The sequence below is a fragment of the Pectobacterium peruviense genome (assembly GCF_003312355.2).
GTDB lineage: Bacteria > Pseudomonadota > Gammaproteobacteria > Enterobacterales > Enterobacteriaceae > Pectobacterium > Pectobacterium peruviense.
On the sequence record NZ_CP161826.1, the window covers coordinates 2,334,570 to 2,349,359 of the forward strand.

Annotated in this window: 13 protein-coding genes; 4 read left to right on the forward strand and 9 right to left on the reverse strand. The window is 49.5% G+C overall.

Annotated elements, in window-relative coordinates; genetic code table 11:
• Window positions 1-515 precede the first annotated feature (515 nt).
• Together pntA and pntB are read left to right on the forward strand one after the other, a co-directional pair.
• Window positions 516-2,045: a Re/Si-specific NAD(P)(+) transhydrogenase subunit alpha gene (gene pntA, locus DUT67_RS10560; protein WP_113627457.1), complete on the forward strand. Its 1,530-nt coding sequence runs from the start codon at window positions 516-518 to the stop codon at window positions 2,043-2,045.
• A 10-nt stretch (window positions 2,046-2,055) separates the two neighbouring features.
• Window positions 2,056-3,444, forward strand: coding sequence for a Re/Si-specific NAD(P)(+) transhydrogenase subunit beta (gene pntB, locus DUT67_RS10565; protein ID WP_048260053.1), 1,389 nt, complete (start codon window positions 2,056-2,058; stop codon window positions 3,442-3,444).
• A 183-nt stretch (window positions 3,445-3,627) separates the two neighbouring features.
• Here pntB and uspE read toward each other — a convergent pair whose 3' ends face one another.
• The 3 genes from uspE to ogt all read right to left on the reverse strand — a co-directional run bounded on the left by uspE (window position 3,628) and on the right by ogt (window position 6,318).
• The gene (gene uspE / locus DUT67_RS10570; protein ID WP_113627458.1) at window positions 3,628-4,578 is read right to left on the reverse strand and encodes a universal stress protein UspE; all 951 of its coding nucleotides are present in this window, start codon (window positions 4,576-4,578) and stop codon (window positions 3,628-3,630) included.
• Window positions 4,579-4,769: 191 nt separating this feature from the next.
• Window positions 4,770-5,516, reverse strand: a complete 747-nt coding sequence (gene fnr, locus DUT67_RS10575; protein WP_005968491.1) for a fumarate/nitrate reduction transcriptional regulator Fnr — start codon at window positions 5,514-5,516, stop codon at window positions 4,770-4,772.
• Between the two features lie 268 nt (window positions 5,517-5,784).
• Window positions 5,785-6,318: a methylated-DNA--[protein]-cysteine S-methyltransferase gene (gene ogt, locus DUT67_RS10580; RefSeq protein ID WP_048260055.1), complete on the reverse strand. Its 534-nt coding sequence runs from the start codon at window positions 6,316-6,318 to the stop codon at window positions 5,785-5,787.
• Window positions 6,319-6,843: 525 nt separating this feature from the next.
• Here ogt and DUT67_RS10585 point away from each other — a divergent pair.
• Both DUT67_RS10585 and DUT67_RS10590 read left to right on the forward strand, forming a co-directional pair.
• Entirely contained in the window at window positions 6,844-8,139 is a 1,296-nt protein-coding gene (locus DUT67_RS10585; protein WP_113627459.1) for a Gfo/Idh/MocA family oxidoreductase, read from the forward strand.
• Window positions 8,140-8,248: 109 nt separating this feature from the next.
• A complete protein-coding gene (locus DUT67_RS10590) occupies window positions 8,249-9,568 on the forward strand; it encodes an ABC transporter substrate-binding protein (protein ID WP_113627460.1) in 1,320 nt (439 codons plus the stop codon).
• A gap of 65 nt (window positions 9,569-9,633) precedes the next feature.
• On the opposite strand, the gene sodC is transcribed toward DUT67_RS10590, so the two are convergent.
• Genes sodC through DUT67_RS10620 form a run of 6 tightly spaced genes read right to left on the reverse strand, consistent with a single transcriptional unit; the run spans window position 9,634 to window position 14,623 of the window.
• On the reverse strand, window positions 9,634-10,158 hold the full coding sequence (gene sodC, locus DUT67_RS10595) for a superoxide dismutase family protein (protein ID WP_113627461.1): 525 nt from the start codon (window positions 10,156-10,158) through the stop codon (window positions 9,634-9,636).
• A 54-nt stretch (window positions 10,159-10,212) separates the two neighbouring features.
• Window positions 10,213-11,442, reverse strand: a complete 1,230-nt coding sequence (locus tag DUT67_RS10600) for a cyclopropane-fatty-acyl-phospholipid synthase family protein (protein WP_113627462.1) — start codon at window positions 11,440-11,442, stop codon at window positions 10,213-10,215.
• Window positions 11,439-12,164, reverse strand: a complete 726-nt coding sequence (locus tag DUT67_RS10605) for a DUF1365 domain-containing protein (protein ID WP_101781733.1) — start codon at window positions 12,162-12,164, stop codon at window positions 11,439-11,441. The genes DUT67_RS10600 and DUT67_RS10605 overlap by 4 nt, the downstream gene beginning before the upstream one ends.
• Window positions 12,157-13,425 carry an NAD(P)/FAD-dependent oxidoreductase gene (locus DUT67_RS10610; RefSeq protein ID WP_113627463.1) on the reverse strand — a complete coding sequence of 423 codons (1,269 nt, stop codon included), beginning with the start codon at window positions 13,423-13,425 and terminating at the stop codon, window positions 12,157-12,159. The genes DUT67_RS10605 and DUT67_RS10610 overlap by 8 nt, the downstream gene beginning before the upstream one ends.
• A gap of 5 nt (window positions 13,426-13,430) precedes the next feature.
• Window positions 13,431-14,147, reverse strand: coding sequence for an SDR family NAD(P)-dependent oxidoreductase (locus DUT67_RS10615; RefSeq protein ID WP_113627464.1), 717 nt, complete (start codon window positions 14,145-14,147; stop codon window positions 13,431-13,433).
• Window positions 14,144-14,623, reverse strand: a complete 480-nt coding sequence (locus tag DUT67_RS10620) for a nuclear transport factor 2 family protein (protein ID WP_113627465.1) — start codon at window positions 14,621-14,623, stop codon at window positions 14,144-14,146. The genes DUT67_RS10615 and DUT67_RS10620 overlap by 4 nt, the downstream gene beginning before the upstream one ends.
• Between the last annotated feature and the right edge of the window lie 167 nt (window positions 14,624-14,790).

The following is a 14,790-nucleotide window of genomic DNA, read 5'->3' on the forward strand; positions in this document are numbered from 1 at the left end:
AGGGCTGATTATCGCACGGAATAAATTCTTGTGCTTTAGCATTTTCAGCGGAGCTAAAAAGCCGTGATACTTCGGCTGGGAACAAGAAAAGTGCTAATAATAACGGTTAATGATTGTTTTGACATCATAAGGGATATTTATGTGATTTATCACATTAACAACCTTGTAACACACCGTTTTTGTGAAACAGCACAGACAAATACTTCTGTAATAATGCTACAAAAGGCTGAGAAGAGCATGATTTTCGACCAAGAAAGGCTAACAGAACCTGTAATAACTCGGCTTTTCTGTGAAATTCATTTTATTTATGGATCATCGATCACATTTTCAGTACGTTATAAATGAGTTCGCTACAGTGAGACGCCCCAAAAAAGCGAGTGGCAAGAAGAGGATAAGACCCTCTTCCTACCGTGTGAATGCGGGGATATAGGGTGCAGCAGGTCTCGGCGAATTCGTATAACAGAGTAGGGTGAGAATAATAACCTTCGTTAAAAATAAGCGAAAAGGGTATCAGCATGCGTATTGGTGTACCAAGAGAGCGGTTGGCCAATGAAGCCCGTGTTGCAGCGACGCCGAAAACGGTTGAACAACTGCTGAAACTGGGCTTTACGGTCTTGATAGAACGTGAAGCGGGAAAACTGGCAAGTTTTGACGATGCGGCATATGAAGAAGTCGGTGCGTCAATTGTTGACAGTTCGGAAGTCTGGCAATCTGATATCGTCCTGAAGGTCAATGCGCCGCAGGATGATGAAATCGAACTGACCCGTGCGGGCAGTACGGTTGTCAGCTTTATCTGGCCAGCACAAAACCCAGAACTGCTGGAGAAGCTGGCCGCCCGTCAAGTGACGGTAATGGCAATGGATTCCGTGCCACGTATTTCGCGCGCGCAGTCACTGGATGCGCTCAGCTCGATGGCTAACATCGCAGGCTATCGCGCTATCGTTGAGGCTGCCCACGAATTTGGCCGCTTCTTTACTGGGCAAATTACCGCAGCAGGTAAGGTTCCGCCTGCCAAAGTCATGATTATCGGCGCGGGTGTGGCAGGTTTGGCCGCGATCGGTGCTGCGGGCAGCCTGGGTGCTATCGTTCGTGCTTTTGACACCCGCCCTGAAGTAAAAGAGCAGGTTAAGAGCATGGGGGCCGAGTTCCTCGAACTCGACTTTGAAGAAGAAGCTGGCAGCGGCGACGGCTATGCCAAAGTCATGTCTGAAGCCTTTATCAAAGCGGAAATGGAACTGTTTGCTGCACAGGCGAAAGACGTCGACATTATCGTCACTACCGCACTGATCCCTGGGAAACCGGCTCCACGTCTGATCACCAAAGAAATGGTGCTGAGCATGAAGTCCGGCAGTGTGATCGTCGATTTAGCCGCGCAAACGGGCGGAAACTGCGAATTGACCGTTGCCGACCGCGTGACCGTGACGGAAAACGGCGTCAAAATTATCGGTTACACCGATTTACCTAGCCGTCTGCCGACACAATCCTCACAGCTTTACGGCACGAACCTGGTTAACCTGCTGAAGTTACTCTGCAAAGAGAAAAACGGCGAAATTAACGTTGATTTTGACGACACCGTGATTCGCGGTGTGACCGTTGTTAAAGAAGGTGAAATCACCTGGCCGGCTCCACCGATTCAGGTTTCTGCCCAGCCACAGCAGGCGAAACCTGCTGCTGCGGCTGTGAAAGTTGAAGCTAAGCCAACATCACCGTGGAAGAAATATGCATTCCTCGTGATCGCTATTCTGCTGTTTGGCTGGCTGGCTAATGTCGCACCTAAAGAGTTCCTGTCTCACTTTACTGTTTTTGCGCTGTCCTGCGTGGTGGGCTATTACGTTGTCTGGAATGTCAGCCACGCGTTGCACACACCATTGATGTCAGTCACTAACGCGATATCAGGCATTATCGTTGTCGGAGCATTGTTGCAAATCGGTCATGGCGGATGGGTGTCATTCTTCTCATTCATTGCCGTATTGATTGCCAGCATCAATATTTTCGGTGGTTTCACCGTGACTCAGCGCATGCTGAAAATGTTCCGTAAAAACTAAGGGGTAACACATGTCTGGTGGATTAGTAACTGCTGCATACATTGTTGCCGCAATTCTCTTTATTTTCAGTTTGGCTGGGTTGTCCAAGCACGAAACGTCGCAACAAGGGAACATCTTTGGTATCAGCGGTATGGCACTTGCGCTGATCGCGACGATTCTGGGGCCTGATTCTGGCAACGTTGGTTGGATCATCGTCGCTATGGCGATCGGTGGATCAATCGGTATTTATCTGGCGCGTAAGGTTGAAATGACCGAAATGCCAGAGCTGGTCGCAGTTCTTCACAGCTTTGTCGGCTTGGCTGCGGTACTGGTGGGCTTTAACAGCTTCCTCGACCACGGTGAAATCACCGATCCGGTGATGGTCAATATCCATTTGACGGAAGTCTTCCTGGGGATCTTCATCGGTGCGGTGACCTTCACGGGCTCGATTATCGCGTTTGGTAAATTGCGCGGCAATATCTCTTCTAAGCCGTTGATGCTGCCTCATCGCCATAAAATGAATCTGGCGGCGTTGGTTGTATCCTTCCTGCTGTTGTTGGTCTTCGTCAACACAGGCAGCGTAGCGTTGCAGGTACTGGCGCTGATTCTGATGACGGCGATTGCACTGGTATTTGGCTGGCATCTGGTTGCATCGATCGGCGGTGCAGACATGCCAGTAGTCGTTTCTATGCTGAACTCCTACTCTGGTTGGGCGGCAGCGGCAGCGGGCTTCATGCTGAGCAATGACCTGTTGATCGTGACGGGTGCTCTGGTAGGTTCTTCTGGTGCGATTCTGTCTTACATCATGTGTAAGGCGATGAACCGCTCCTTTATCAGCGTGATTGCCGGTGGTTTTGGTACCGATGGCGTTTCCTCGAGTGAGAGCGAAGAGGTCGGAGAATATCGTGAGGCTTCAGCGGAAGATGTGGCTGATTTGCTCAAGAACTCAACCTCGGTCATTATCACTCCGGGATACGGTATGGCCGTTGCACAGGCGCAATACCCAGTGCATGACATCACCGCAAAACTGCGTGCGCGTGGCATCAAGGTCCGCTTTGGTATTCACCCGGTTGCTGGGCGTTTGCCTGGACATATGAACGTGTTGTTAGCGGAAGCGAAAGTGCCTTACGACATCGTGCTGGAAATGGATGAAATTAATGATGATTTCACCGACACCGACACCGTACTGGTCATTGGCGCGAATGATACCGTTAACCCAGCGGCGCAAGAAGATCCGCATAGCCCAATTGCTGGCATGCCAGTGCTGGAAGTGTGGAAAGCGCAGAATGTTATCGTGTTTAAGCGTTCTATGAATACTGGCTACGCTGGCGTACAGAACCCGCTGTTCTTTAAAGAGAACACGCAGATGCTGTTTGGCGATGCCAAAGACAGCGTTGAGGCGATTCTGAAAGCGCTGTAAGCGTGACGTGACAAAGTAGAAAACGAAAGGGGCGAATATCGCCCCTTTTTTATATCTCTTTTTACATCTTAAGTAAGCTTTAGTCGCCATGCTTTACGTTGTATGTGCGTCGCATCGTATTGCCAAAAATAATGCCAGCGTTGAGGCTGGCATTATTTGATTCGAACGTGATGAAACATGGAGTCAGCTGTTGTTGCCATCTTCCTGTGTAATCGGTGAAACGAAGTCATCGGGTTTGATCGCCAGCAGGTCGCACTTCAAATGATCGATAACGTGTTCGACGGTGTTGCCGATAAAGGCGGCGGAAAGGCCGGTTCGCCCCAGCGACCCTAATACCACAACGCCTGCCTGTAAATGCTCCGCCAGATCGGGAATCACTTCTTCTGGCAGCCCTTTTTCTACGTGCGTCACGCGCTCATCCAAACTGAATTTCTGGCGTAGCGATTTCATGGCAATCAGGTGCTGCCCTCGAATCGCATCGTTATAGACGCTAGGATCGAAATCAGGCAATTCAATGGCGATATTGATAGGAGTAACCGGGTAGGCGCCAACCAAGTGAACCTCGGTTTGGTCAACCTGCTTAGCCAGTTCCAGCGTTTCTGATACTAATTTGATATTGAGGGGATCGTGATAAGGGTCTTCACTGGCCAGATTGACCGCAACCAATGCACGGCCCTCGGTCGGCCATGGCTGATCTTTTACCATCCACACGGGGCAAGGGCATTTGCGCAGTAACTGCCAGTCTGTTGGCGTAAAGATAACCGCTTCCAGCCGATCGTGCTGATGCGCCATTTTCAGCAGCAGGTCATGTCGCCCGGCAATCACTTCCCGAATAATGGCTTCAAATGGCTTATTGTGCCAAACCACTTTAATTTCTATCGAAACGCCTGCTTCAAGGTAGTGTTTACACTGCTCCTCAATCCACTCGGTTCGCTGTTGAATAACGCCCTGACGCATCTCCACTCTTTCATCGGGGGAAAGCAGGGTGGTCATTTCATAAGAGAAATCATAAATCGGCAGAAATGCCTTGATACGGCCGCCAAGTCGCTGAACCAGGTAAACCGCCCGACGCAGCGCTGGTTGGTCATCCTGATTTGGGTCAATAGCTACCAGTAAATTCTGATACTTTGCCATAGCTCCTCCAAACAGCTGTTACTCCACAGCCTGTAAATCAAGAGTACCGCAATGGAATCGCTTTGGACAACAGAGATAAGCCGCAGAATAACAAAATAAGAAATATCACGAACGACGAGGAAAGGGAGGATAGAACGTTGACGTTACCACAGTAAAAATAGTGGCAACGTCAAATAGTTAGGCTGTAAATATTATTTACGTGAAGACCCAGCTAATTCGGAAAGCGCATCAATATTTTCGATCGTGATGTATTTCCCTTTTACTGCCAGCGTACCACTCTTCTGGAAACGCCCCAGCAGACGGCTGATAGTTTCAACGGTCAGGCCCAGATAGTTACCGATATCACCGCGCGTCATGGTCAGACGAAATTCACGTGGCGAGAAACCACGCTGAGCGAAACGGCGGGAGAGGTTGTAGACAAACGCTGCCAGACGCTCTTCAGCATTCTTCTTCGACAGCAGCAGGATCATGTCCTGATCGCCACGGATTTCACCGCTCATCAGGCGCATCATCTGCTGGCGTAGGTTAGGCATTTTCCCTGACAGATCGTCCAGCGTCTCGAAAGGAATTTCACAAACCATTGAGGTTTCCAGCGCCTGGGCGAAACTTGGGTGCTGAGCGGTACCGATAGCATCAAAGCCAACCAAATCGCCCGCCAGATGAAAGCCCGTGATCTGCTCGTCACCTTGCTCGGTGATAGTGTAGCTTTTTATCGTACCGGAGCGGATCGCGTACAGCGATCTCAGCTCATCACCCGCTTTAAACAGCGCTTGTCCCTTCTGGATAGGCTTCTTCCTTTCAATGATGTTGTCGAGCTGATCGAGCTCGTGTTCATTCAGGGTGAAAGGGATGCATAGCTGACTGATACTGCAATCCTGACAGTGGATTGCACAACCGCCAGACTGGATGCGTCGGATAATTCGCTTTTCCGGGATCATAGGCTTTGCTCAGGCAATAATTGATATTGGTCAATTTTAACAGCTTTTATCGGCCGTGATAAGACCGACAATCACCGGAATAGACCAATAAATAGTGAACTAACTATAATTTTTCGATTTTTCTGGAAAATATTTCGATATATAAGTGTTGCGTGGCGATAATATTTTCGTCTATTGCGTTATCGAACGGTTAACACGTTGATTAATCCAAATCACTTACGGCGATAAGCAATTTGGTTAAAAAATTTTGCGTGTCGCGGCGTTATAATTATAACGGTAAACTATTTTGATGCGGTAAGTAGCCCTCATGAGCTAACAGCCACTGTTTACGATGAATCCCTCCCGCATAACCCGTCAGTGCACCGCCAGTACCGATGACGCGATGGCACGGAACCACGATGCTGACAGGGTTTGAGCCGTTTGCCATGCCGACTGCACGCGCTGCACCAGTGCGTCCCAACAGTGTGGCGAGCTCACCGTACGTAGTAATTTCTCCGCAGGGGATTCGACGTAATTCCCGCCAAACTTGCTGTTGAAATTCCGTTCCTACGGAAGCGACAGGCAGGGTATCAATAATCGCTAATTCGCCATCAAAATAGCGCTGCAGACTGTCTGTCAGGCCACCGGGATTATGACGCGGTTGTAACGAAAAAGGATCATTTCGATAACTGCGATTGAGTGAGCGAAATAAATCGTCTTCATACTCGCGCCATTCGACGGCACGTAAATGATTATTTTCATCAGCAATAATCAATAACTCCCCAAGCGGAGTTGCCATAGTGTCCTGGAAAAAAATCTGCATAGTGATTCCTTACGCGCTTGTCGCTTTCCTGCATCTCTCATTAGTTACGTATTGATTATCCGGCATCAGCCGTAGGATTGAAAATAAAATGCGAGATATGTCATGCGGTAAAGTGGAAAAAGAGAAAACTATCGCGATTATAGCTAAGGGTGGCTTTCACCCTGACAAGAGAGAAGGGCTGAGATTTGGGTAGAAAACATAGCTGGTTGGTTTTTATGTAACAAGCTGCGCGTGTTAGAGCGAATCCCGTTGACGGGTGACACTTACGCAAGCCAGCGCACATTCAATACTAGGGATGCAGAGAGATATATCGCTTTATATTTTCAATAAAATCAATCACTAAAATGGAAATGCTCTAATTTATATTTATGCGAGATGGATCATGCCAATCTTTATCCTACTGCCAGATAACATCATCACATGGCAATAATGTGAAGGTGAAGTATGTCGGTATGCTCTATTTTTTATGGCAAAGGTATAAGAGTGTAGCTATGTGCCCTACGTTATTTGGAGGAAATACACAGAATGAAAAAGAAATATGCCGTAGTGGGAACGGGGGGCCGCGCGGGCCTTTATCTGGAGTCGATCGCCAGAGATTATCAGGATCAGGGACAATTTGTTGCTTTTTGCGATACAAATCAGACGCGAATGGATTACGCCAACCGTATTGTCCATAAATTTGGACACGATAATGTGGCAACGTATCACGCCGATCGGTTTGAGCAGATGATCACGGAAACCAAGCCCGATATTGTTATTGTGACATCTATAGACCGAACGCATCATCATTACATTATCCGGGCAATGGAATTAGGCTGTGATGTCATCAGTGAAAAACCGATGACGATTGATGAAGAAAAATGTCAGGCCATTATTGATGCGATTAATCGTACCGGACGTAAATTACGGGTGACCTTTAATTACCGCTACGCACCGCATCACAGTAAAGTTCGTGAATTAATTGCGGCAGGGGTGATTGGTGAAGTCTATTCCGTTCATTTTGAGTGGCTGTTGAATACCGAGCACGGGGCAGATTATTTCCGCCGCTGGCACCGTGACAAGCGCAATAGCGGCGGGCTGTTGGTGCACAAATCCACGCACCATTTCGACCTGGTCAATTTCTGGCTAAACAGCGAACCTGAAACGGTCTATGCGCAAGGCGATCTGCGTTTTTATGGCAAAGCGAATGCTGAAGCGCGTGGTGTCACAGAATTCTATTCACGTTCACATAATAGCGCGGCGGCGGAAAGCGATCCGTTTGCGTTGCATATGAATCAAAGCGAACAGCTGACGGCTTTATATTTAGATGCTGAACACGAAGATGGTTATTACCGCGATAAAAGTGTCTTCGATGACGGTATTAATATTGAAGACGTGCTGGGCGTGATGGTGCGCTATAAGAGCAAAGCCATCATGACATATTCATTAAACGCGTATTTGCCTTGGGAAGGGCTGAATGTGGTGTTTAATGGCAGCAAGGGTCGGTTAGAAATGAAACTGGTAGAAAAATCTTACGTAAACGGAGGCGGACAAAAAGAAGATGAAGGTGCGCTGAATGAATGTGAAATAAAGATCTATCCGATGTTTGACGAGCCTTATGTCGTACCGGTTGAATTTAAATCGGGCGGACACGGCGGCGGCGATCAGGTCATGTTAAACGATCTGTTTGGTACACCGGAACCCGATCCATTACATCGTGCAGCGGATTACCGAGATGGGGCAATGTCTATTTTAACCGGTATTGCCGCCAATCGGTCATTACGCACCGAACTGCCAGTGAAAATAAGCGATCTGGCCGTTAATCTGAAAAGAGGAAATTAATCTGAGTCTCTGCCATTTCGGCAGAAAAAGCTTCCGCATCCGTAGTACCTGTCTGACCCTAAAAGGGCAGCGGGTGGAAACCTCCGAATACAATTATAAGGGTTCTATTATGGCGAAAACACGGAACACATTATCTCACCTACTCCTGCTCTGTGCTGCGCTTCCCTTGGGAGCGGCATTTTCTCACTCTGCTGACGCTGCCGAGATCCGCATCTCTTGGTGGGGCGGCAATCAGCGACATGAGGCCACACTGGCTGCGATTAACGCGTTTCAAAAAGCCAACCCTACGATCACGGTCAAAGCTGAATATGCTGGCTGGGACGGTTATCTTTCCCGTCTGTCAACCCAGATGGCAGGGGGGGAAGAGCCTGATGTTATTCGTATTGACTGGAACTGGCTGCCGCAGTTTTCCCGCAATGGCGACGGTTTTTATGATTTGAATAAACAAAAAGACATTTTGGGGCTAGGAGATTTTCCGCCTAACGCTCTGAAAACGGCGGATGTAAAAGGGAAACTGCAAGGTCTCCCGATTTCGATGACGTCCCGTAGTATTATTTACAATAAAACCACTTGGGACAATGCGGGCGTGGCTTACCCGAAAACCTGGGATGAGCTGTTTGCCGCAGGCCCTGTGTTTAAACAAAAGCTGGGTGACGGTTACTATCCGCTCGGTGTCGCCCAAGGAGCAAGCGATGTGTTGGATATTCTCACGCTCGGTCGTAGCTATATGGCGCAGAAATACGGCATCGATATGATCGATGAGAAGAAACAAAGCATTGCCTATAGCCGCGATCAGGTACGGGAACTCTTCGGTTTTTATAAAAAATTGGTTGATTCCCATGTGATACCCGATCAGCGTTATTTCTCCTCATTCGGGCGCACCAACGTCTATGAGATTCGTCCGTGGATTAACGGCGAATTAGCGGGCATGTATCTGTGGGATTCTGCCATCTATACCTATTCGAGCAATATGCCGAAAGATGCCGTATTAGAAACTGGGCCGTTTATCACGATGCTGGACGCTAAAGACTCGGGGCTCACAAGCAAACCTTCCTCACTGTTTGCAATCAGCAAGAACAGTAAGCACCCAAAAGAAGCGGCGATGTTGATGAATTTCATGCTGAGTAACCCAGAAGGCGTGAAGGCACTTGGACTGCAAAACGGGATGCCAGCTAATCCGAAAGCGCAAAAATTGCTGGAAGATATCGGCGTGATCAACCCTGGTAACCTATTAGCCAATGCCTATCGGGCAGCCGCGGCACAGCCTGAATCGAAGGTTCCTGTGTCACCGTTTATGGAAAACCAGGAACTGGTGCAATTGTGGACGACGAGCCTGCAAAAACTGGACTACGGCAATGGTGAAGTGAATAAGGTTGCTGATGATTTCCTCAGTGGCGCTAACCGTATATTAAAACGCGCCATTCGATAACCAACGATTGTTAACGTGCGATGCCATATCCTTCGCGATATGGCATCGTTGTTTTTCCTTCTTGTTTACTTAATCACGCCACACGCCATGCGAGCACCACCGCCACCCAGTTTTGCTGGCATATCCGCATAGTTATCTCCGCCGACATGTACCATCAACGCGTGATTTTTTACCTCAGACAGTGATTTTATCCGGGGAGCTAGAATCGGATAGGTTGCCGTACCATCGGCATTAGCCACCAATCCAGGTAAATCACCCAAATGCCCTTGGTCGTTATAGGGTCCAAGGTGTTTACCGGTTTTTTTCGGATCGAGGTGGCTGCCTGCTGCCAGCGCAGGAACCGATTTACCGTCTTGCTCGGCCGGTTCACAACTGGCATTTTCATGTACGTGAAACCCGTGAATACCCGCTTCCAATCCCTTCAGGTTCGGCGTGAAAAGCAGGCCGTACGGTGTTTCCGTAATGGCGACTTCACCGATACTGCTACCTGCGCCCGTTGGCAGCGCTTCATTCAGCGTAACGGTGGTACTTGCGGCGAAGGTGGAACAGGAAAAGAGCACGCCTGTCAGGATAAATGCCTTCAGTTTCATTGTCTTTTGCCCCTTCTGGTTTGAGTGAAAAAAATCAATCGCTATGTTTCTGGCTTATGGCCTTTCCGCCGTGAGCTGTACGGTGCTGATGGTGCGTGCGCGAAAACCCGCTTCGCAGTAGCAAAGGTAAAATACCCACAGGCGTTGAAAAGACTCATCAAAGCCTTGCGCATTCAGCATATGCCACTGCTGATAAAAACGTTGACGCCACTCGCTGAGAGTACGGGCATAGTCCTGACCGATATCAAACAGATCGCGGGTGATAAAGTCGGTATGCCGCGTCATGGTAGTCGTCATCGCGGTAATTGAGGGTAGAAAACCGCCAGGGAAAATGTAGCGTTGGATAAAGTCCACATTACGGCTGTAATGACTATAGCGCTGGTCAGCAATGGTAATCGCCTGAAGCACCATGCGCCCTTGTGGTCGCAGCAGTTGCTGACAGCGTTTGAAGAAAGTGGGCAGATAAGCTTTTCCGACGGCTTCGATCATTTCGACCGATACCAGCTTGTCATACTGCCCGGTCAATGCGCGGTAATCCTGTAGCAGTACCGTCACTTTATGACTCAGTCCGGCTTGCTGAATACGTTCAACCGCGTAGTCATATTGCTGCTGTGACAGCGTGGTCGTGGTGACGTGACAGCCATATTCACGGGCGGCCAGTTCGGCGAGGCCTCCCCAGCCAGTGCCAATTTCCAGCAAATGATCGGTTTCACATAGTGCTAACTGTTCACAGAGACGGTGCAGCTTGGCGCGCTGAGCCTCTTCCAACGTCATGTCGGGTTGCTGATACCAGGCGCTGGAATAGAGCATCTCGCTATCGAGAAAGCTGCGGTAAAAATGGTTGCCCAGATCGTAGTGGGCGGCGATGTTTTTCTGCGCCTGTTGTGGGCGATTGCGACGGCACCAGTGGATAAACCGATGAAATAGCCCCGTGAACCAGCCAAAACGCGTTTCAAGCGTATCGATTAGTGCCTGATTCTGCGCCAATAGCTGAAGAACGAGCGTGAGGTTTGTTGAACTCCAGTCGCCATCAATATAGCTTTCTCCGGCGGCGATACTTCCCCCCAACAAGACTCGGCGATAAACGCGAGGATGATGTATCGTGATTTCGCCTTGCAGCGTTGCGTGTTGATCCCCGAAGAACGTTTCATTACCTCCTGGTTCGCGAAGGCGCACACTTCCATTTTCTATCCGTCCAAGCAGGGCAAATACCACTTTTCTGGCTCGGGTATAGCGAGCGGTATCGTTTGGGTGACGCACCAGCTGTGTTTCCGTTGAACTCATGAGTTATCCTTCTTTCCAGACTGCGGATGGGGATAAACGGGTGAGCGTTTAATCCACAGTTTCAAAGCCTGCCAATATATGGTGCAGGCGATCTTCATCGTCATTAACGGCAGTGACCAAAGCTGGTTACGCAGGGCGGCGCGAGTGAGCGGCTGACGATGCAGCAACAGCGTCGCATCAAATTCGCGTCCTTGCCTGTGATTCTCGATGTGGATCCGCAAACGCTCGACGGGCGGCGTGAGTCGCCAGCGATAGACCATATCCATCGGGTTAAAAGGCGATACGTGAAACGCCTTGGTAACGGGCGTAGAACCATCGGGGACGACGGCATAAGTATGGCGTTCGTTCCAGGGCGTATTACGCACCTCTGCCAATAACCAGCGTAGCTGGTTATGCTCATCGTACAAATAATAGAAATTGACTGGGTTGAAAGAGCAGCCCAGATAGCGTAGCTGACAAAGCAGCAATACCTTCCCCGTAAGGCGTTCCCCAGTCAGTTCCGCAATTCGATCCTGAGCTTTGGTTTTGATATCGCCGCCACCGAGGTAATCACCGCGATAGAATGATGCAGGAGCAAAACGTTCCAACGCAATACCGACGTGCGGCAAGGCGGGGATTTCATCTAAATCGATTAACGCCATGAATAATGCATAGTCAAAACGATGCGTGACGGGTGTGAAACGTCGATGACGAACGTTACCCACATACAATGCGCTATTCATGTTGCACACTCTGGTGGAGTTGGCTGACGACATCCAGCGCGCTTTTTACACCGTCCTCGTGAAAGCCGTTGTACCAATAAGCCCCACAAAACCAGCTGCAGTTGTGTCCATTAATGCGTTCGCGCTGTTGTTGATATTCCGTCGTCTGTTGCGTAAAGACGGGGTGATGATAAACCGCGCGATGTAATATTTTACTCGGGTCGATATCTTGCTGAGGGTTCAACGAAACACAGAAGGTGGTGGAGGAACGAATACCTTGCAGGATATTCATGTTATAGGTGACGGACGCGCGCGAACGGCTAAGCGCCTGATCGACCGGTAAACGGTAATTCCAACTCGCCCATGCCCGTCGGCTATGCGGTAAAAGTCGGGTGTCGGTATGCAAAATCACATGGTTAGGCTGATAACGTATGCCACCGAGAATATGCTGCTCATCGGGTGTACGCGTTTCCAGCAGCGCCAGCGCTTGATCGGAATGACAGGCAAAAATAACCTGATCGAACCGATGTGTCTGTTCGGCGGTATGCACCGTAACGCCTGTGTCATCACGTACTACCTGGCTGACAGGCGTTTGGAGGTGGATCGTCGCCCGATCGCGGACACGCTCGGCAATGCGTCGCACATATTCCCGCGAACCTCCGGGCACCACCATCCACTGCGGGCGATTGACCAAATCTAACAGTCCATGATGGTTGAAGAAAGTCAGGAAAAGCGACAGAGGGAAAAGCCGCATATCTTCAAGTGACGACGACCAGATTGCCGCGCCCATAGGCAAAAGATAGTGCTGAGCAAAGAACGGAGAGAATTTTTCCTGCTGCAATAAATGGCTTAGCGTCAGCCCCTGATAATTATCGTCAGTCAGATACCGCTTACACACGCGGTTAAAACGCACGATTTCCGCAACGAAGCGATAGAAGGTGGGGCGGAACAGGTTGCTGCGTTGGGCAAACAGCGTGTTTAAGGTATGCCCGTTATATTCCAGCCCGGAAACCGGATTACTGACCGAGAAACTCATTTCGGTGGGCTGACCGGTTAATCCCAGCTCATCCAGCAGAGCAATAAAGTTGGGATAGGTCCGCTCGTTATAGACAATAAAACCCGTATCAATGGCGTAGGACGTGCCATCCTGAACCACATCGACCGTTGCCGTATGCCCGCCCAGATAATCGTTCGCTTCAAATACTGAGACCTGAAAGCGATCGGATAACCTGAGTGCACAGGTTAAGCCAGAAATACCGCTACCAATAATGGCAATCTTCATACTTTTTACCTTACTAAGCGGCTTGCCAGCAGACGTTGCCATGACTGTGGGAGCACAGAAATTAATTTGAGTAATAGCGCAAAGCGTAGAGGGAAGGCGATTTCACGTTTCTTCTTTGCTAGCCCACGCCGAATAGCCTCAGAAGCGTGGGACACGGAAATCAACATCGGCATGGGGAAATCATTACGTGCTGTCAGTGGGGTCTCCACAAAGCCGGGCAGAATCAGCGACACGGTGATATTGCGTGCCTGCAAATCCAGCGACAGGCTGCGGGCGAAATAGGCCAGCGCCGCCTTTGAGGCACCATAGGCTTCCGCACGCGGCAGGGGAACGAGGCTGGCGGTCGAACCCACCAACGCCAGATGGCTATGGCTGGCAAGCTGTGGCAATAGCACCGACAGACAATTTACTGGGCCAATTACGTTGGTTGTCAGTACCCGGCTGATTTTTTCTGCCTCAACGACGCCGTTGTCCAGATATTCACAGGTTCCCGCACAGAGAATGACTAGATCGGCCGTCACGCCTTCCAACGCCTGACGCGTGTCGTCTAAATCCGTCATGTCAAATGCCGCTGTACGAAGGGTTGGGAAGGCGAGAGTCAATGCGTGAAGCCGTTGCTCATCGCGCCCGCAGGCGAGGACGTCCCAGCCTTCTCTGGCATAATCCAGCGCCAACTGTTGACCGATTCCAGAACTGGCGCCGGTAATCAACACGCGCTTCATGACTGAAGTCTCGACTTCAGATAGTTGATTAACGGACCAAGCAGGGGAATATGCTGATAAAGCATCGCACCCATGTCGTAATAATCACGGTGGTAGATAACTTTATTGTCGGCAAAGAGCAGGTGGCTACAGCCCGCGAGCGTCAGCGGCGCATTACGCTTTAAGGACGGATGCGCATAGTGCATCGTCCAGAACATCGTCGCACCGCCGCGAAAAGTATGAATATCAGAGATATCGAACCGGCAATAGCTCAGATTGTCGAGTGAATGGGAAAAGTAACGGTGTAAAGCACTCAGCCCATGATGGCTAGAAACGGGATCGATAAAATGAATATCTCGATGATAAATCTCATCCAGTTCCGCTAACCCCTCAGCTGTCAGCTCTCGATAGAATGCCCTTATTTTTAGCAAAATAGGTTCGTACTCGCCGTTTTCTAGCGAGATATCGTTTTCCTCGCGCGCTTTTTCTATCGTCATAACCACTCCTGTTAAGGTCACCCATTTCCACTCGGTGAAAATGGCTAACAGATAGAGGAACTCAACGCTTATTAATTGAAAGTCATCAACTTAGGTATAGATTGAATCCACGGTTCGTCAAATAAGATTTTGAGGAGCGAGGAGAGACGATAAACACATTAGGGAGG

Excerpts from the sequence above, each read along its gene's own strand:
- pntB (WP_048260053.1), top strand. The coding sequence starts at position 2,056 with ATGTCTGGTGGATTAGTAACTGCTGCATACATTGTTGCCGCAATTCTC.
- DUT67_RS10620 (WP_113627465.1), bottom strand. The coding sequence starts at position 14,623 with ATGACGATAGAAAAAGCGCGCGAGGAAAACGATATCTCGCTAGAAAAC.
- DUT67_RS10590 (WP_113627460.1), top strand. The coding sequence starts at position 8,249 with ATGGCGAAAACACGGAACACATTATCTCACCTACTCCTGCTCTGTGCT.
- DUT67_RS10610 (WP_113627463.1), bottom strand. The coding sequence starts at position 13,425 with ATGAAGATTGCCATTATTGGTAGCGGTATTTCTGGCTTAACCTGTGCA.
- DUT67_RS10605 (WP_101781733.1), bottom strand. The coding sequence starts at position 12,164 with ATGAATAGCGCATTGTATGTGGGTAACGTTCGTCATCGACGTTTCACA.
- DUT67_RS10615 (WP_113627464.1), bottom strand. The coding sequence starts at position 14,147 with ATGAAGCGCGTGTTGATTACCGGCGCCAGTTCTGGAATCGGTCAACAG.
- ogt (WP_048260055.1), bottom strand. The coding sequence starts at position 6,318 with ATGCAGATTTTTTTCCAGGACACTATGGCAACTCCGCTTGGGGAGTTA.
- sodC (WP_113627461.1), bottom strand. The coding sequence starts at position 10,158 with ATGAAACTGAAGGCATTTATCCTGACAGGCGTGCTCTTTTCCTGTTCC.
- DUT67_RS10585 (WP_113627459.1), top strand. The coding sequence starts at position 6,844 with ATGAAAAAGAAATATGCCGTAGTGGGAACGGGGGGCCGCGCGGGCCTT.
- uspE (WP_113627458.1), bottom strand. The coding sequence starts at position 4,578 with ATGGCAAAGTATCAGAATTTACTGGTAGCTATTGACCCAAATCAGGAT.
- fnr (WP_005968491.1), bottom strand. The coding sequence starts at position 5,516 with ATGATCCCGGAAAAGCGAATTATCCGACGCATCCAGTCTGGCGGTTGT.
- pntA (WP_113627457.1), top strand. The coding sequence starts at position 516 with ATGCGTATTGGTGTACCAAGAGAGCGGTTGGCCAATGAAGCCCGTGTT.
- DUT67_RS10600 (WP_113627462.1), bottom strand. The coding sequence starts at position 11,442 with ATGAGTTCAACGGAAACACAGCTGGTGCGTCACCCAAACGATACCGCT.